Source organism: Pseudomonas sp. EYE_354 (genome assembly GCF_023148575.1).
Classification (GTDB): domain Bacteria; phylum Pseudomonadota; class Gammaproteobacteria; order Pseudomonadales; family Pseudomonadaceae; genus Aquipseudomonas.
In genome coordinates this window covers 361196-378732 of sequence record NZ_JAHXNQ010000002.1, presented here as the reverse complement: position 1 = coordinate 378732, position 17537 = coordinate 361196, and the positions used below count along the sequence as shown (strand labels likewise).

Here is a 17537-nt window from a genome sequence, read left to right as displayed (position 1 = left end):
CATAGAGGGGCGCCCGGCAAATGGATAGTTTCGATATGGCGCGACCAAAGCCGACTGGTCCCCCGCTGTCGGGCCTGTATACTTGCGTGCTATTTGAGGAGCGCTCCATGGTCGAAGACGTAGAAATCAATCGCCTCTACTGGCACAGCCGTCGTGGCATGCTCGAGTTGGACGTGTTGTTGGTACCTTTCACTAAAGAGGTGTACGCGACCCTTGATAAGGTGGACCGCGATCTCTACGTCAGGCTGCTGACGTGCGAAGACCAGGACATGTTCGGCTGGTTCATGGAGCGCGCTGAATCGGAAGATCCTGAGCTGCAACGCATGGTTCGGATGATTCTGGATCGTGTCCAGCCCAAGTAATCGCTTTGAATGCCGCTGGCAGGCCTCACGGCTGTTGCTGGCGGCGTACCTGCTGGCCCAGCTGTTCGCGCTGGGTGCCTTGCTGTTTGGCAATCTGCCTTTTTCAAGCCTGGGCCTCGTGTTGTGCCTGGCGCATGCTGCCTGGGTGTTGCCGCGTCATATCCTGTTAACCCACCGTTCGTCGATCCGGGGCCTGCGCCGTGATGAGGACGGCTGGCAGTTATTCAGCGCTGAGCGGGGGTGGTACAGCGTGCAATTGCGGCCTGACAGCCTGGCCTTGCCGTTGATCGTAGTGCTGCGTTACCGGGCGCAAGGTGAATGGCGGGTGCGCTGTATCTGTGTACCGAAAGATTCGCAGGCCGCCGATGTGCATCGGCGCCTGCGGGTGCGCCTGAAGTTCAGCCGCCGTAGGTGGTTGGCACCAGAATAGTGTCACGGGCCTCGGGGAGCATCTGCGGGTAGTCGAGGGTGTAATGCAGGCCACGGCTTTCCTTGCGTTCCATGGCCGAGCGGATCATCAACTCGGCCACCTGGGCCAGGTTGCGCAACTCGATCAGGTCACGGCTGACTTTGTAATTGCTGTAAAACTCATCGATCTCGTCGAGCAGCAATCGCACTCGGTGCTGAGCGCGTTGCAGGCGCTTGTTGGTGCGCACGATACCCACGTAGTCCCACATGAAACGTCGCAGCTCGTCCCAGTTGTGCGCAATGATCACGTCTTCGTCCGAGTCCGTTACCTGGCTGGCGTCCCAGCGCGGCAGGGTGGCTGGCACCGGTATGCGCGGCAGTTGTTCGAGGATGTCGGCCGCAGCCGAGCGGGCGTAGACAAAACACTCGAGCAGCGAATTGCTGGCCATGCGGTTGGCGCCGTGCAGGCCGGTGAAGCTGGTTTCGCCAATCGCGTACAGGCCGGGTACATCGGTGCGACCGTGTTGATCGACCATCACCCCGCCGCAGGTATAGTGCGCGGCGGGCACCACGGGGATCGGGCCTTTGGTGATGTCAATGTTGAACGCCAGGCAGCGCTCGTACACCGTTGGAAAGTGAGTCTTGATGAAGGCTTCGGGCTTGTGGCTGATGTCCAGGTACACGCAGTCGATGCCCAGGCGTTTCATCTCGTGGTCGATGGCGCGCGCTACGATGTCGCGAGGGGCCAGTTCGGCGCGCGGGTCGAAGCGCTGCATGAAGCGTTCGCCATTCGGCAGTTTCAGGTGTGCACCTTCGCCGCGCAGGGCTTCGGTGATCAAAAAGCTCTTGGCCTGCGGGTGATACAGGCAGGTCGGGTGGAACTGGTTGAACTCCAGGTTGGCCACCCGGCAGCCCGAACGCCAGGCCATGGCGATGCCATCCCCGCAGGCGCCGTCGGGGTTGCTGGTATAGAGGTAGACCTTGGCCGCGCCGCCCGAGGCAAGAATCGTGAAGCGCGCGCCGTAAGTGTCGACCTCGCCGCTGGCGCGGTTTAGCACGTACGCGCCCAGGCAGCGCTCACCTTCCAGGCCCAGGCGCTTTTCGGTGATCAGGTCCACAGCAACGCGTTGCTCCAGCAATTCGATGTTGGGACGTTGGCGCGCTTGGTCCAGCAGGGTCTTGAAGATGGCGGCGCCAGTGGCGTCGGCTGCGTGGATGATGCGGCGGTGACTGTGGCCGCCCTCGCGTGTCAGGTGGAACTCGAAGCCGTTGTCATCGCGGCCCGCATGCTCGTCACGGGTGAAGGGCACGCCTTGGTCGATCAGCCATTGGATGGCCTCGCGGCTGTGCTCGACAGTGAAACGCACCGCATCTTCGTTGCACAGGCCGCCGCCGGCATTCAGGGTGTCTTCGACGTGGGATTGCACTGTGTCAGTGTCATCCAGCACGGCGGCAACACCGCCCTGGGCCCAGAATGTCGAGCCATTGGCCAGGTCGCCTTTGCTCAGTACTGCGATGCGCAAGTGGCTGGGAAGCGTGAGCGCAAGGCTCAACCCGGCTGCACCGCTGCCGATCACCAGAACATCGTGTTGAAACTGTTGGCTCATTTGAAGGATTCCGCAAAAAGCGATCCATAGGGGGTGGCGCAAACAGGACGCCTGGATCGGCGAATCAAAGGGTCATACGGCCCACTAGTATATAGAGGGGGGGAGCGGCACAATAGCCGGGCGTTCGTGGCAATCTGAGATTACGGTGAACGGCATGGGTAAAATCGGCCGGTTATTGAAACGGGAACTTTTTGCATAAGCCCTGACTCAATAGCAGGTTGCCCGAAAGCTGGGAAAAGGTTGAGTTTATTGGCCCGTCGGGAGCATTGGACGCGTCAGAAAACCGGCGACAAGATTATTCGCGCAGCCGGCGCTGCCCGCGCTGCGTTTTTCGTGTGTGCCAAATCAGTGCATGCCGGAAACTTGCTTGGAGGGGGAGAACTTTTGCGAAAAGTCCGAGTCTATGTTTGCAAGCCTGATCGTTTAGTTATGCAAGCCTCCTTCAAGTTCAACGAGGAGTGTTCATGCTAACCCAGGAAGAGGATCAGCAGCTGGTTGAGCGCGTCCAACGCGGCGACAAGCGTGCATTTGATCTGCTAGTGCTGAAATACCAGCACAAAATTCTCGGGTTGATCGTGCGGTTTGTGCACGACACCCATGAAGCGCAGGACGTCGCACAGGAAGCCTTTATCAAGGCGTACCGTGCGCTAGGCAACTTTCGCGGCGATAGTGCGTTTTATACGTGGCTATACCGCATCGCCATCAACACGGCGAAGAACTATCTGGTGTCTCGCGGACGCCGCCCACCGGATAGTGATGTAAGTTCAGAAGATGCAGAATTTTACGATGGTGATCACGGCCTCAAAGATCTCGAGTCGCCGGAGCGTGCATTGCTGCGCGACGAGATCGAGGGCACCGTTCATCGCACAATTCAGCAACTGCCAGAAGATTTGCGTACGGCGTTAACTTTACGTGAATTCGATGGTCTGAGTTACGAAGACATTGCGAGCGTCATGCAATGTCCGGTGGGGACTGTAAGGTCACGGATTTTCCGGGCCAGGGAAGCCATCGACAAAGCCTTGCAACCGTTGTTGCAGGAAAACTAAAGACAGCGGCGACAGCCAAGAGAGGAACCGCCATGAGTCGTGATGCCCTGCAGGAATCGCTGTCCGCAGTGATGGATAACGAAGCGGATGAACTGGAACTTCGTCGAGTGCTCAACGCATTTGATGATGCCGAAACCCGTGATACCTGGTCTCGTTACCAAGTCGCTCGGGCGGTGATGCACAAGGATCTTCTAATCCCTCGTCTGGATATTGCTGCGGCTGTTTCTGCTGCGCTGGCCGATGAAGCCGTTCCGGCAAAAGCTGCTCGTGGTCCTTGGCGTAGCCTGGGTCGCCTGGCAGTCGCTGCCTCGGTGACTGTTGCAGTTCTGGCTGGTGTTCGCCTGTACAATCAGGACGAAATCGCCGGTGCCGAACTGGCTCAGCAAACTCAGCAACCGGTCATGGCCGGTCCGCAAGTCAAAGGCCCAGCGGTATTGGCCGGCTACAAGGAAAGCTCTGACACCACCGGTCCTATGGCCAATGGTGTGCTTCAAGGGCAATCCGGCTGGCAAGACCAGCGCCTTCCAGGCTACCTGCGCCAACATGCACAGGAATCGGCTTTGAAAGGCACTGAAAGTGCTCTGCCATACGCACGTGCAGCAAGTCTGGAAAACCGCTGAACCATTAAGGAGCTTTATGCGCGCCATACCGCTCCTTACGCTTTTGCTCAGTGGCTGGTTTGCACTCCCCGCCCATGCCGATGAAGCCCAAGACTGGCTGACACGGCTTGGGCGTGCAGAGCAGCAGCAAAGTTTCGCAGGGACGTTCGTTTACGAACGGAACGGCAGTTTTTCTACCCACGACATCTGGCATCGCGTCCAGAACGGTCAGGTCCGCGAGCGGCTTTTGCAGCTTGATGGTTCTGCCCAGGAAGTTGTGCGTGTAGATGGCCGTACCCAGTGTGTCAGCGGCACCCTTGTCGCCGGCCTCGGTAATTCGCGTGATGCGCCTTCACGTGCACTTGATCCAAAAAAACTCAATCAATTCTACGAACTGGCTGTTGTCGGTAAATCCCGCGTGGCCGGTCGTAATGCAGTGATTGTGTCGATCACGCCGCGTGACCAATACCGCTACGGTTTTGAGTTGCACCTGGATCGTGACACCGCACTGCCGCTCAAGTCGCTGTTGCTCAATGAGCAAGGGCAGTTGTTGGAGCGCTTTCAATTCACTCGCTTGAATACCTCGACCGCACCCGAAGAGCGCGACTTGCAGCCCACTAGCGACTGCAACCCGATCTCCGTCGCTGATGCTCAGTCGCCGCAGAGCGAGTCTAGCGTGGCGTGGCACTTGGAGTGGCTGCCCCCGGGGTTTGAGTTGACCAACAGCACGACCCGTAAAGACATCCATACCAAAGCCACAGTCGACAGCTTGATGTATGAAGACGGGCTGGCGCGTTTCTCGGTATTTCTAGAGCCGATCAGTGATGTGAGTGTGACCGAGACCCGCACGCAGCTGGGCCCAACGGTTGCTGTATCTCGTCGGTTGAATACGGTGGACGGGGCGATGATGGTCACGGTCGTCGGTGAAATTCCGATCGGTACCGCCGAGCGCATTGCGCTGTCGGTGCGTGCTGAGAAAAACGCGACCACCAAGCCGTGAGTCGTTAATCCTATGTTCATCCAGGTCTTTCAATGTGTGTCTACGCCGGGTTGGCTGTGCGGAAACATGAAATGTCCGGATCAGCATTTTCACTTGCAAAATTCTTCCATGTTTTTTATAGGTCAGGGTCTGTTGGCCCTGGCCTTGTTTCGTTCGCGGAACGAAGACGTCGGTCGTAGTCTCCGGCGCTTATTGAACCCTGTCGCTCAACCCTGCTCGTCGTAACGGGAGCTGTATGTCGATACCACGTTTGAAATCCTACTTGTCCATTGTCGCCACGGTACTGGTGCTGGGTCAGGCTTTACCTGCGCAAGCGGCCGAGCTGCCTGACTTTACCCAGTTGGTTGAGCAGGCCTCGCCGGCCGTGGTGAACATCAGTACCACGCAGAAACTGCCGGATCGCAAAGTGTCGAACCAGCAGATGCCCGACCTGGAGGGTCTGCCGCCGATGTTGCGCGAGTTCTTCGAGCGCGGCATGCCGCAACCGCGCTCCCCGCGTGGCGGTGGTCAGCGTGAAGCGCAGTCCCTGGGCTCTGGCTTTATCATTTCGCCGGATGGCTACATCCTCACCAACAACCACGTAATTGCCGACGCCGACGAAATCCTGGTGCGCCTGGCTGACCGCAGTGAGCTCAAAGCCAAATTGGTGGGCACCGACCCGCGTTCCGACGTCGCGCTGTTGAAGATTGAAGGCAAGGACTTGCCGGTATTGAAGCTGGGCAAGTCCCAGGACCTTAAGGCCGGGCAATGGGTCGTCGCCATTGGTTCGCCGTTCGGCTTTGACCACACCGTGACCCAGGGCATCGTCAGTGCCATCGGCCGCAGCCTGCCGAACGAAAACTACGTGCCGTTCATTCAGACCGACGTGCCGATCAACCCGGGTAACTCCGGTGGTCCGTTGTTCAACCTGGCGGGCGAAGTGGTCGGGATCAACTCGCAGATCTACACGCGTTCCGGTGGGTTCATGGGGGTGTCGTTCGCGATCCCGATCGACGTTGCCATGGATGTTTCCAATCAGCTGAAAAGCGGTGGCAAGGTCAGCCGTGGCTGGTTGGGCGTAGTGATCCAGGAGGTGAACAAAGACCTCGCTGAGTCCTTCGGCCTCGACAAGCCGGCTGGTGCGCTGGTCGCACAGATCCAGGACGGCGGCCCTGCGGCTAAAGGCGGCCTGCAAGTCGGCGACGTGATCCTGAGCATGAATGGCCAACCTATCGTCATGTCGGCAGACTTGCCGCATCTGGTGGGTGCGCTCAAAGCCGGCAGCAAAGCCAAACTGGAAGTGATTCGTGACGGCAAGCGCCAGAACGTTGAGCTAACCGTCGGTGCGATTCCCGAGGAAGGCGCAACGCTGGATGCCCTGGGCAATGCTAAGCCAGGCGCCGAGCGTAGCAGCAACCGTCTGGGTATTGCTGTGGTCGAGCTGACTGAAGAGCAGAAGAAGACCTTCGATCTCAAAAGCGGTGTCGTGATCAAGGAAGTCCAGGACGGCCCCGCCGCCTTGATCGGCCTGCAGCCAGGCGACGTGATCACCCACCTGAACAACCAGGCGATCGACACCACCAAGCAGTTCACCGACATCGCCAAGGCGCTGCCGAAGAACCGCTCGGTATCAATGCGTGTGTTGCGTCAAGGCCGTGCCAGCTTCATCACCTTCAAGCTGGCCGAGTAATCTGCTAGCCCAATGAAAAGCCCCGCTTTCGGTTAACGAGAGCGGGGCTTTTCATTGGGCGATGGGTTTAGCTCATCATCCCTTTAACCAGGCGTTCCTGTTCGATCAACTCACGTTGACGCGCATCGATACGTGACGACAGCGGGAAGTTGTTGCCCGCGCGCCGCTTGGCGAAATCCAGTTGCTGGATGGCCTGCTGGAAGTCGCCCACCAGAGCAAAGTACTCGGCGCGCGCCTGATGCAGCCCGATGATGTTGCCGGATAAGCCGCGCGTCTCGGCAACCTGGTACCACACGTCCGGATCGTCCGGGCGAGACTTGAGCAAGCCGTCCAGCGCTTTTTCAGCATCGGCGGTACGGTTTTGCTTGAGCAGCAGGTCTACACGCATCTGATTCAGCGGATAGTTGCCGGGGTATTGGGTCAGCATCCGGTCGGTGCGTTGCTGGGCATCGGGCAAGCGGTTGTTATCGATATCGAGCTGAATCTGCGCCAGGTTGTAGGTGATGTCGTTGGGCGCCTTGGCCAGTAAAGGTTGCAGGTTGTCCCGTGCCAGCTTGAACTGTGAGGATTTGATCTGGGCGATGGCCAAGCCATAACGCGCGACATCGTTCTTCGGGTTTTCGTCGAGTTGCGCCTGGAAGCGCTTGGCGGCGAGCCCTGATGTGTCTTCGTATTGCAGCTGCACCCGTGCGCGGATCAGTTGATAGCGCAGGCTGTCTTCTTTGCCGCCTGGCTTGGCTTGTTCGGCGCGGTTGCGGGTGTCGGCAATCCGAGATTCGGTGACCGGGTGTGTCAGCAAAAACTCCGGCGGCTTGGCGTCGAAGCGGTACTGGCGCCCCAGGCGTTCGAACATGGCGGGCATGGAGCGCGGGTCGTAGCCGGCTTTTTCCAGGTTGAGGATGCCGATGCGGTCAGCCTCTTGCTCATTCTGTCGGGAGAACCGTCGTTGCTCCTGAATGGCCGCGGCTTGGGTGCCGGCAATCGCCGCGATCCCCGCATCGCCGGCGCCGGCCGCTGCCGCAATTATGCCACCGAGCAGGGCGGCCATCATCGGCAGCTGCATGCGCTGCTGCGCTTCAACGCCTCGGGCGAAGTGACGCTGGGACAAGTGCGCCAATTCGTGGGCCATCACCGAGGCATATTCACCTTCGGTCTGGGCGTTGAGAAACAAGCCGCCGTTCACGCCAACGATGCCGCCTGGCGCGGCAAAGGCGTTGAGCTGCGGGCTGTTGATCAGGATGAACTCCAGGCGCCGGTCATTGACCTGGCTGGTCTCGACCAGTTTGTACACGCTGGTTTCGACGTAGTCCTTGAGCTGCGGGTCGTTCAATTGCGAAACCTGCCCGCGCAGGTAGGCCAGCCACGCACGACCCAGTTGATATTCCTGTTGTGGCGAGACAATGGCAGAACTGGCGTCGCCAAGCGACGGCAGGTCGTCAGCGAAGCCTGGGGAGGCCAGCAGGCAAGCCAGCGTCAGCAGGGTGGGGCGCAAAAAAGTCATGCACAAAGCCTTTCGACAAAGACCTTACTGTAGCCGGACACCGAGCGTCGGACCAGATATTCTACGCACCCATAACCGATGCCCGGAGTAAAACCATGACTGACGCTGTAGCCTTTGATGCCGAACTCGATGCCAGCGGCCTCAATTGTCCTTTGCCGTTGCTCAAGGCCAAGCTGGAGCTCAATCGACTGGCCAGTGGCGCAGTGCTTAAGGTGATCGCCACGGACGCAGGTTCCCAGCGAGATTTCCGCACATTCGCCAAGTTGGCCGGCCACACCCTGCTGCACGAAGAAGACGCCGCCGGTGTGTACCGTTATTGGTTGCGCAAGGCCTGAATGGTTTGTCCCTATGTCCGAGGTTGATTGATGTTCAAAGTGTTACGAGACTGGATCCAGCGCTACTTCTCCGATGAAGAAGCCGTTGTGCTGGCCGTCCTGCTGTTCTTGGCGTTTACGGCCGTGCTCACCTTGGGCGGTATGCTCGCGCCGGTCCTGGCGGGGATGGTATTGGCGTATTTGATGCAGGGCTTGGTCACCACCTTGGAGCGCTTGCGCTTGCCGGGTGGCGCGGCGGTGGGGCTGGTGTTTGCCTTGTTCATGGGGCTGTTGGTGGTGTTTATCGTGGTGGTGTTGCCGCTGCTGTGGCACCAATTCATCACCCTGTTCAACGAGTTGCCGGGCATGCTTGCCAAGTGGCAGTCGCTGTTGCTGCTGTTGCCGGAGCGCTACCCGCACTTGGTATCGGATGAGCAGGTGCTGCAGGCCATTGAAGTGGCGCGCGGTGAAATCGGAAAGTTCGGGCAATGGGCACTGACCTTTTCCCTGTCCAGTTTGCCATTGCTGGTCAACATCATGATCTACCTGGTGCTGGTGCCGATCCTGGTGTTTTTCTTCCTTAAGGATCGCGCGATGATCGGCCGCTGGGTAAGTGGCTACTTGCCGCGTGAACGGGCATTGATTACCCGGGTGGCGGAGGAAATGAACCGGCAGATCGCCAACTACATCCGTGGCAAGGTCATTGAGATCATTATCTGCGGCGGTGTGACGTACATCGCCTTTATCGCCCTGGACCTGAATTACGCCGCCCTGCTGGCGTTGCTGGTCGGCATTTCGGTGGTGGTGCCGTATGTGGGCGCGGTGGTGGTGACGGTGCCGGTGGCGTTGATCGCGTTGTTCCAGTGGGGCTGGAGCGATCAGTTTATTTACCTGATGGCGGTGTACGGCATTATCCAGACCCTGGATGGCAACGTGCTGGTTCCGCTGCTGTTCTCCGAGGCGGTCAATCTGCACCCGGTGGCGATCATCTGTGCAGTGTTGTTGTTTGGCGGGTTGTGGGGATTCTGGGGGGTGTTCTTTGCGATTCCCCTGGCAACGCTGTTCAAGGCAGTGTTGGACGCTTGGCCGCGGCGAGAGCCGGTGGTGGCGCCTTTACTCTGAATGGGAGCGAGGAGGGAGCCTGGCTCCCCCGCTGACCCGATCAGGCCTCGTTCAAGGCCTGCGCGGCGGCCAATACAGCGTCAACATGGCCAGGCACTTTCACACCGCGCCACTCCTGACGCAGCACGCCATTCTTGTCGATCAGGAAGGTGCTGCGATCAACACCCAGATATTCCTTGCCGTACAGCTTCTTCAGCTTGATCACATCAAACAACTGACAGACGGCCTCATCCTTGTCGCTGATCAGCTCGAAGGGGAATGCCTGTTTGGCCTTGAAGTTCTCGTGGGACTTCACGCTGTCGCGCGATACACCAAACACTTCGGTATTGGCCGCCTGGAACGCTGCATAGTGATCGCGAAAGCCCTGGCCTTCAGTGGTGCAGCCCGGGGTGCTGTCCTTCGGATAGAAGTAGATCACGACCTGCTTGCCCTTGAGTGCGGCAAGGCTGAAGGTCTGGCCGCTGGTGGCCTGGGCCCCGAAATCGGCGACCGGTGTATCGATGACTACCGCCATGAAAGCTTCCTTACATTGGGTTCTGTGGGCGCCATGGCTCGATCAGTGCGTCGAGGTTCAGGGCATCGGCGAAATCCAGGAATTGGTCGCGCAACCAGCTGATCTGCACACCGGCCGGCAAAGTCACGGTAAACGTGGCGTTGAGCATGGTGCCGCCGGTTTGCGGGGCCTGGTAGGTGTCGCAGGTCAGGTTTTCCAGCTCGACGTTATGGTCGATAAAGAACTGGCACAGCTCGTTAACGATATCCGAGCGGTAGGCAGAGCTGACGTAGGCCACGTAAGGCAGGGCCTGCGGGCGATTCTCCAGTGCGGCGCTGCGCACCACGTTGACGGTGAAGTCGTGCTTCTTGGCCAGGCCCGGCAGGCCGGTCTCCAGGCGCGCCAGGGCATCCCAGGTGCCGGAGATCTGCAACACCAGCGCGCTGCACTCGCCGTGGCGGGTCAGGCGGGAAGTCACGACGGCGCAGCGGTTTTCATGGCTGGCGCGGCACAGGACGTTGGTCAGCTCCATGGGGTTGGCGCCGAGGGCACTGATAACAAGGAATTGTTCGCGAACTGTGGGGGTGGACATGCAGCCTTCCTAAACGATGAGCGGTCGATACTGTGAGGGCCGTATCGATCAAAGGATCAAGGGTAGCGAAAAGCGTCGCCAAGGGATAGGAGGTGGCGTTTTCATTGCGTGATCGGCTGGATTTCACCGTGCTGAAACCAGCACTTGTGCCCAATGATGGCATTGCTCATCGTTTAGTTGCGCCAGAACGCATCCTCACGTGGTACTTCGCTTGTGCAAGCATCTTGGCGCCAGTACCATTACGGCTCTCTTTTTCCGGCAGGAGCGGTTGCATGATTGCGGGCAGTATGGTGGCACTGGTCACACCCATGGATGCACAAGGTCATCTCGACTGGGACAGCCTGGGCAAACTGGTGGACTTCCACCTGCAAGAAGGCACCAACGCCATCGTTGCGGTCGGCACCACAGGTGAATCGGCCACTCTCGATGTGGAAGAACACATCAAGGTGATCGAGTTCGTGGTCAAGCGCGTTGCCGGCCGTATTCCCGTGATCGCCGGTACGGGCGCCAACTCGACGCGTGAAGCGATCGAGCTGACCAAAAACGCCAAGAAGGCCGGGGCCGACGCCTGCCTGCTGGTAACACCGTACTACAACAAGCCGACCCAGGAAGGCCTGTACCAGCATTTCAAGGCCATCGCCGAAGCCGTCGACATCCCGCAGATTCTCTATAACGTGCCCGGCCGTACCGCGTGCGATATGCAGGCCGCGACCGTAATTCGCCTGTCCACCGTGCCGAACATCATCGGCATTAAAGAGGCCACCGGCGACCTGCAGCGTGCCAAGGACATCCTGGCTGGCGTAAGCAGCGATTTCCTGCTGTATTCCGGTGATGACGCCACCGCTGTCGAGCTGATCCTGCTGGGCGGCAAGGGCAATATCTCCGTGACCGCCAACGTGGCCCCGCGTGCCATGAGCGACATGTGCGCCGCCGCCCTCAAGGGTGAGGCCGCTACTGCCCGAGCGATTCACGAGAAACTGACGCCGCTCAACAAGACTTTGTTTATTGAATCCAACCCTATCCCCGTGAAATGGGCGCTGACTGAAATGGGCCTGATGCCGGACGGTATCCGTCTGCCGCTCACCCGTCTCAGCGAAGCCTGTCACGAACCGCTGCGACAGGCCCTGCGCCAGTCCGGCGTCCTGGTTTAATTGAGGAAGCACTACGCATGAAGCGATTGGCCGGACTTTCCGCACTTGCCTTGATTATCTCCAGCACCAGTGGCTGCGGTTGGGTCTGGGGCCCGGAAGGCTACTTCCGTGACCGCGGCAGCGATTACCTGGAAGCACAACCCACCAAACCGATGCAACTGCCGCCGAACGTCAACGTGGCCAAGCGTCTTGACCCGTTGCTGCCGATTCCGCGCAACGTCGCCGACGACACCGCCAAAGGTGAGTACGTCGTGCCACGTCCACAGCCGATCTCGGCCGTGGCCGATGCCAGCGACTACAGCCTGCAGAAGAGCGGTGACTCGCGCTGGATCGTGGCTCAGCGCCCGCCTGCAGAAGTCTGGCCGGTGGCTGTGCAGTTCTTCCAGGACAACGGTTTTCGCATCGACGAGCAGCGTCCGCAGACCGGCGAGTTCACCACCGCATGGCAGCAGGGCAGCGAACTGTCCGCCACCATGGCCAAGCGCCTGCAGGCTGGCGGTGTAGCTGCCGACAGCGAAGCCCGTGTACGGGTGCGCATCGAGCCAGGCGTGCAGCGCAATACCAGTGAAGTCTACGTGGTGAGCGCCGAGCGTCCTGCCGGCAGCACCGCCAACGTCGATTTCACCAACCGCTCGGTCAACACCGGCGTTGACTCGGCACTCGTCGACGAAATGCTGGCCAGCATGAGCCGTATCTCCGAGAAGGGTGGTTCCGTCTCCCTGCTCGCCGCACGTGATTACGACACCCCAAGCCGTGTCAGCCTCACCGAGGACGGCAGTGGCAACGTGGTGCTGAACCTGGGTGAAGACCTGGACCGTGCCTGGGCCAGCGTCGGCCGCGCGTTGGAGCAGGGGCCTTGGCGCGTTGAAGATATCAACCGCAGCCTGGGCCTGTACTACATCAACGTGGCTGAAAAGGCCGAGCGCAAAGACGACGAGCCAGGTTTCTTCGGCAAATTGTTCGGCAGCAAGCCGACCAAGGAAGAAATCGAGACCCGCGCCGAGCGTTATCAGGTTCGTTTGAGCAAGGTGGGCGAGACCGTACAAGTCACCGTCGAGAAAAACATCAATACCGTTGCTCCGGCTGAAACAGCGCGCAAAGTATTGGGCGTGATTCAGGACAACCTGGGCTGATCCGATGCGTTTTGCTGTTCTCGGTAGCGGTAGCCAAGGGAACGGCACGCTGGTCGCCCATGACGACACGTACGTACTGATCGATTGTGGTTTCTCGTTAAAAGAAACCGAGCGGCGCCTGCTGCGGCTGGGGGTTCACCCCGCGCAGCTGAGCGCGATCCTGGTGACCCACGAACATGCCGACCACGTGCATGGCGTGGGTTTGCTGTCTCGGCGCTACAATCTTCCGGTGTACTTGAGTCGCGGTACCTTGCGCGGGATGCGCAAACCCATTGAACCTGCAGGTTTCCTGGCCGGTGGTGAGCAACTGCAGATCGGTGCACTGAGCATCGATGTGATTGCCGTGGCGCATGACGCCCAAGAGCCCACGCAGTACGTCTTCAGTGACGGGCAGCGACGGTTCGGTGTGCTGACTGATCTGGGCTCTTATTGCAGCAAGGTGCTGGACGGCTATCGCGACCTCGATGCGTTGATGATCGAGTCCAACCACTGCCGAGACCTGCTGGCTCGTGGTCACTACCCGTACTTTCTCAAGCAGCGGGTCGGCGGCGAACTGGGACATTTGAACAATCATCAGGCAGCGTACCTGGTGTATGAGTTGGGCTGGCAAGACCTGCAACACCTGGTCCTGGCCCACCTGAGCAGCAAGAACAACCTGCCGACGCTTGCCCGGCAATGTTTTGTCGACACCCTTGGGTGCGACCCGGACTGGCTGCAACTGGCCGATCAAGATTCAGGGCTCGACTGGCGACACATCGCCTAGCCCACCTCACTCAAAGCGGAGCCCATCATGGAAAAACGTGAAGAACTCTACCGCGGCAAAGCCAAGTCGGTTTACAAGACCGATGACGCTAACCGCTTGATCCTGCTGTTTCGCAACGACACCTCGGCGTTCGACGGCAAGCGCATCGAACAGCTGGACCGCAAAGGCATGGTGAACAACAAGTTCAACGCCTTCATCATGCAGAAACTCGAAGAGGCCGGTATTCCGACCCAATTCGACAAACTGCTGGGCGACAACGAATGCCTGGTGAAGAAGCTCGACATGATCCCCGTCGAGTGCGTCGTGCGTAACTACGCCGCCGGCAGCCTGGTCAAGCGCTTGGGTGTGGAGGAGGGCATCAAGCTCAACCCTTACACCTTCGAACTGTTTCTGAAGGACGACGCCAAGGGCGACCCGTTCATCAACGAATCCCACGTCGTGGCGTTCGGCTGGGGCACCGCTGAGCAACTGGCGCGCATGAAGGAGCTGTCCCTCAAGGTCAACGACGTGCTGAGCAAGCTGTTCGACGACGCAGGCCTGTTGCTGGTGGACTTCAAGCTGGAATTCGGCGTGTTCCACGACGGCTCCATCGTCCTGGGCGACGAATTCAGCCCGGACGGCTGCCGCCTGTGGGACAAAGACACCAAGAAGAAGATGGACAAAGACCGCTTTCGCCAGGGCCTCGGTGACGTCATCGAAGCCTACGAAGAAGTCGCCAATCGTCTCGGCGTACCGCTTTAATCGACGCAAGCATCTGATAGCACGGAAAAAAATCGCTTCCGCGCTTTGCATCCACCAATCATGCTGTTATGATGCGCGCCGTTGGAGAGATGCCAGAGTGGCCGAATGGGACGGATTCGAAATCCGTTGTACCTTCACCGGTACCTAGGGTTCGAATCCCTATCTCTCCGCCATTACACAGAAAAAGCCCCGTAGCTGAATAAGCTACGGGGCTTTTTCGTTTCTGTTGTCCGGCAAACTAGCGCGCTCGGACCTTGCTGGTTTCTCTGACCGCAAACAGTAAACAGCGTACTGCTTCACGGTCCTGGTCCGACAATGAGCGGTAGTAACGTACCAGCCGCTCTTCCTCTCGATTGAGCTGGCGAGGTCGCAGGGACGTGTTGGGGGCGGTACGCAGTGGGGGAGGAAATGAGTCGTTTGACATGATCCTGATTCTTCACGAGATGAAGGGAGAAGTGGGCTTCTTGCCCTGAGCATCTCAATAGATAACGTTTATCGGGCAAATGGGCTCGTCATTTTTTGCTATTGCGAGCTTTTTCGGAAAGAGATGTCGGAACTGGTTGGCAGAGGTGTAAGAGTAATCTTTCGATAGAGATAAAAAGACCCTCGATAGGGGAGTGGTTTTGTCAGTTTGATGTCCACGCTTCATTTCGTATGTGACACCTTTGGTGAGCCAGCAAGTGGAATAGAGTCAATCTGGACTGCTTGTGGGAAAATTCGCCAATGGCTTGTCGAAAGTTCCCGATCACGCTTCAGGGGCTAGCAAAGTTTGATTGAGATGTCTCATTCTGGCGATGAAGGACTTAAGTGCACGGTTTTTAGCACTTTGACCTCATGAAGTGGAATTTATGTACTTTGTTTTGGTGCATTGTGTAGCGCCAGTAGAGAACATGGGTTCCAGTCTTGCTGACTTTGCAGCAGTAACTGCTGTTGAAGAAGTACCTGGAGGAATGGGTCATGGCTTCGAATAGCTTTCAGAATGAAGTGCCTAAAGCACGTGTCAATATCAAGCTGGACCTGCACACCGGTGGCGCGCAAAGAAAAGTTGAACTGCCACTTAAGCTGATGGTGTTGGGTGACTACAGCAACGGCAAAGAACAACGCTCGCTGTCCGAGCGAAGCAAGGTCAGTATCAATAAAAACAATTTCGACAGTGTCATGGCTGAGTTCTCTCCTGGTGTGAAGTTTGCGGTGGCCAATACCCTGGCTCATGACGACTCAGAAGCCTCTGTCGAACTGAAGTTTCAACGCATGAAGGATTTCGAACCGGAGCAAGTCGTACGGCAGATCCCGCAGTTGCGAGCCTTGTTGGCCATGCGCAACCTGCTGCGCGATCTCAAGTCCAATTTGTTGGATAACGCCACCTTCCGCCACGAGCTGGAAAATATCGTGAAGGATGACGCATTGAGCGATGAGCTTCGCGCTGAGCTGGCTGCACTGGCGCCAAGCAACGATTGTTAATCTGCCTCGGTTCGCTTAAAAGGAAGTTATCAAATGTCTGTTGAAAGCTCTAACGTGCAATCGCGCGACGCTGTTGTGTTGTCTGAAGAAAGTAGCGGTGTCTACAGTTCACTGTTCAGTAAGATCAATTTGAGCCCGGTTTCAGAACTGGGGGATATTGACATGTTTCAGTGTACGGAAGCATTGTCGGAGGCTTCTGCCGATGAGCGGGTCACCGCTGCAGTCAGTGTGTTCTTGAAGGTGCTCAAAGAATCGTCGCAGAAAGTTGAGCGTCTGGACAAGACGCTGTTGGATGAGCACATCGCATCCTTGGATGTTCAAATAAGCCGCCAACTGGATGCGGTGATGCATCATCCAGACTTTCAACGTGTTGAGTCTATCTGGCGTGGCACAAAGTCGCTGATTGATCAGACCGACTTTCGTCAGAACGTGAAAATTGAGTTGTTGGATGTCAGTAAAGATCACTTGGTGCAGGACTTTGACGATGCGCCGGAAATTGCCCAGAGCGGTCTCTACGCGCATACGTACACCCAGGAGTACGACACGCCGGGTGGTGAGCCCATTGCCGCTGCCATTTCCAACTACGAATTCGATAACCAGCCGCAGGACATCACTCTGTTGCGCAATATTTCCAAGGTGGCTGCCGCGGCGCATATGCCATTCATTGGTTCCGTCGGGCCGGCATTCTTCGGCAAGAAAACCATGGAGGACGTCGCGGCTATCAAGGACATTGGAAACTACCTGGATCGTGCCGAATACATCAAGTGGCACAGTTTGGCTGCGAGCGATGATGCGCGCTACCTCGGCCTGCTCACGCCAAGGGTGCTGGGCCGTTTGCCTTACGGGCCGGACACCGCTCCTGTGCGCAGTTTCAACTATGGCGAAAGTGTCAAAGGGCCTGACCACGAGAAGTACCTGTGGGTGAGCGCAGCCTTCTCCTTTGCTGCAAACATGGTCAAGAGCTTCATCGCCAATGGTTGGTGTGTGCAGATTCGTGGGCCTCAGTCCGGTGGCGCGGTCACGGATCTCCCGATTCACCTGTATGACTTGGGCACCGGCAATCAGGTGAAGATCCCTTCCGAGGTGATGATTCCGGAAACTCGCGAGTTCGAATTTGCCAACCACGGCTTCATTCCACTCTCGTATTACAAAAACCGTGACTACGCGTGCTTCTTTTCTGCCAACTCGGTCCAGAAACCGGCGTTGTACGACACCCCTGACGCCACCGCCAACAGCCGCATCAACGCCCGCTTGCCCTACGTCTTCCTGTTATCGCGCATCGCTCACTACCTAAAGGTGATCCAGCGCGAAAACATCGGCACCACCAAAGACCGTCGTTTGCTGGAGTTGGAACTCAATAAATGGATCGGCGGGCTGGTGACCGAAATGACTGATCCCGGCGATGACCTGCAGGCCTCACACCCGCTGCGGGATGCGAAGGTGACGGTGGAAGACATCGAGGACAACCCCGGCTTCTTCCGTATCAAGTTGTACGCCGTGCCTCATTTCCAGGTCGAGGGTATGGACGTGAACCTGTCGTTGGTTTCGCAGATGCCCAAGGCCAAAGCCTGACTC

Annotated in this window: 18 protein-coding genes and 1 tRNA gene; 15 read left to right on the top strand and 4 right to left on the bottom strand. The window is 58.2% G+C overall.

What is annotated here, in order from left to right; genetic code table 11:
* Positions 1–107: 107 nt before the first annotated feature.
* Together KZX66_RS04455 and KZX66_RS04450 are read left to right on the top strand one after the other, a co-directional pair.
* The gene (locus tag KZX66_RS04455; RefSeq protein ID WP_017736358.1) at positions 108–362 is read left to right on the top strand and encodes a succinate dehydrogenase assembly factor 2; all 255 of its coding nucleotides are present in this window, start codon (positions 108–110) and stop codon (positions 360–362) included.
* Entirely contained in the window at positions 346–792 is a 447-nt protein-coding gene (locus KZX66_RS04450) for a protein YgfX (RefSeq protein ID WP_248076817.1), read from the top strand. Before KZX66_RS04455 ends, KZX66_RS04450 begins: the two co-directional genes overlap by 17 nt.
* Here the strand turns inward: KZX66_RS04450 and nadB are convergent.
* Entirely contained in the window at positions 761–2377 is a 1617-nt protein-coding gene (nadB, locus tag KZX66_RS04445; RefSeq protein WP_248076815.1) for an L-aspartate oxidase, read from the bottom strand. The two genes, KZX66_RS04450 and nadB, sit on opposite strands and share 32 nt — an antisense overlap.
* A 464-nt stretch (positions 2378–2841) precedes the next feature.
* On the opposite strand from nadB, the gene rpoE reads away from it, so the two are divergent.
* From rpoE to KZX66_RS04425, 4 genes are all read left to right on the top strand, one after another.
* Positions 2842–3423 (top strand): RNA polymerase sigma factor RpoE, encoded by a 582-nt coding sequence (rpoE, locus tag KZX66_RS04440; RefSeq protein WP_003172477.1) that lies wholly within the window; start codon positions 2842–2844, stop codon positions 3421–3423.
* Between the two features lie 32 nt (positions 3424–3455).
* Positions 3456–4043, top strand: a complete 588-nt coding sequence (locus KZX66_RS04435) for an RseA family anti-sigma factor (RefSeq protein WP_003172479.1) — start codon at positions 3456–3458, stop codon at positions 4041–4043.
* Positions 4044–4059: 16 nt separating this feature from the next.
* Positions 4060–5022: a MucB/RseB C-terminal domain-containing protein gene (locus tag KZX66_RS04430; RefSeq protein ID WP_248076812.1), complete on the top strand. Its 963-nt coding sequence runs from the start codon at positions 4060–4062 to the stop codon at positions 5020–5022.
* Between the two features lie 235 nt (positions 5023–5257).
* The gene (locus KZX66_RS04425) at positions 5258–6691 is read left to right on the top strand and encodes a DegQ family serine endoprotease (RefSeq protein WP_248076810.1); all 1434 of its coding nucleotides are present in this window, start codon (positions 5258–5260) and stop codon (positions 6689–6691) included.
* A gap of 67 nt (positions 6692–6758) precedes the next feature.
* On the opposite strand, the gene KZX66_RS04420 is transcribed toward KZX66_RS04425, so the two are convergent.
* Positions 6759–8192 carry a M48 family metalloprotease gene (locus tag KZX66_RS04420; RefSeq protein WP_248076808.1) on the bottom strand — a complete coding sequence of 478 codons (1434 nt, stop codon included), beginning with the start codon at positions 8190–8192 and terminating at the stop codon, positions 6759–6761.
* Between the two features lie 95 nt (positions 8193–8287).
* Between KZX66_RS04420 and KZX66_RS04415 the strand changes: the two genes are divergently transcribed.
* Together KZX66_RS04415 and KZX66_RS04410 are read left to right on the top strand one after the other, a co-directional pair.
* On the top strand, positions 8288–8527 hold the full coding sequence (locus KZX66_RS04415) for a sulfurtransferase TusA family protein (RefSeq protein WP_010212198.1): 240 nt from the start codon (positions 8288–8290) through the stop codon (positions 8525–8527).
* Between the two features lie 30 nt (positions 8528–8557).
* Complete coding sequence (locus KZX66_RS04410; RefSeq protein ID WP_248076806.1) at positions 8558–9628, top strand: AI-2E family transporter; 1071 nt, start codon at positions 8558–8560, stop codon at positions 9626–9628.
* A gap of 40 nt (positions 9629–9668) precedes the next feature.
* Here the strand turns inward: KZX66_RS04410 and KZX66_RS04405 are convergent, their stop codons facing one another.
* Together KZX66_RS04405 and KZX66_RS04400 are read right to left on the bottom strand one after the other, a co-directional pair.
* A complete protein-coding gene (locus KZX66_RS04405; RefSeq protein ID WP_248076804.1) occupies positions 9669–10142 on the bottom strand; it encodes a peroxiredoxin in 474 nt (157 codons plus the stop codon).
* A gap of 10 nt (positions 10143–10152) precedes the next feature.
* On the bottom strand, positions 10153–10713 hold the full coding sequence (locus KZX66_RS04400; protein ID WP_003172487.1) for a glycine cleavage system protein R: 561 nt from the start codon (positions 10711–10713) through the stop codon (positions 10153–10155).
* A 272-nt stretch (positions 10714–10985) separates the two neighbouring features.
* On the opposite strand from KZX66_RS04400, the gene dapA reads away from it, so the two are divergent.
* The 7 genes from dapA to tssC all read left to right on the top strand — a co-directional run bounded on the left by dapA (position 10986) and on the right by tssC (position 17534).
* Positions 10986–11864 carry a 4-hydroxy-tetrahydrodipicolinate synthase gene (gene dapA, locus KZX66_RS04395; protein ID WP_248076802.1) on the top strand — a complete coding sequence of 293 codons (879 nt, stop codon included), beginning with the start codon at positions 10986–10988 and terminating at the stop codon, positions 11862–11864.
* A 17-nt stretch (positions 11865–11881) separates the two neighbouring features.
* Complete coding sequence (gene bamC, locus KZX66_RS04390; RefSeq protein ID WP_248076800.1) at positions 11882–12997, top strand: outer membrane protein assembly factor BamC; 1116 nt, start codon at positions 11882–11884, stop codon at positions 12995–12997.
* A 4-nt stretch (positions 12998–13001) separates the two neighbouring features.
* On the top strand, positions 13002–13760 hold the full coding sequence (locus KZX66_RS04385; protein WP_248076781.1) for an MBL fold metallo-hydrolase: 759 nt from the start codon (positions 13002–13004) through the stop codon (positions 13758–13760).
* Between the two features lie 27 nt (positions 13761–13787).
* Positions 13788–14501, top strand: coding sequence for a phosphoribosylaminoimidazolesuccinocarboxamide synthase (gene purC / locus KZX66_RS04380; protein ID WP_248076777.1), 714 nt, complete (start codon positions 13788–13790; stop codon positions 14499–14501).
* An 83-nt stretch (positions 14502–14584) separates the two neighbouring features.
* A tRNA-Ser gene (locus tag KZX66_RS04375) sits at positions 14585–14674 on the top strand.
* A 784-nt stretch (positions 14675–15458) separates the two neighbouring features.
* Positions 15459–15962, top strand: coding sequence for a type VI secretion system contractile sheath small subunit (tssB, locus tag KZX66_RS04370; protein ID WP_248076937.1), 504 nt, complete (start codon positions 15459–15461; stop codon positions 15960–15962).
* 33 nt (positions 15963–15995) lie between these two features.
* Positions 15996–17534, top strand: a complete 1539-nt coding sequence (gene tssC / locus KZX66_RS04365) for a type VI secretion system contractile sheath large subunit (RefSeq protein ID WP_248076775.1) — start codon at positions 15996–15998, stop codon at positions 17532–17534.
* Positions 17535–17537 lie beyond the last annotated feature (3 nt).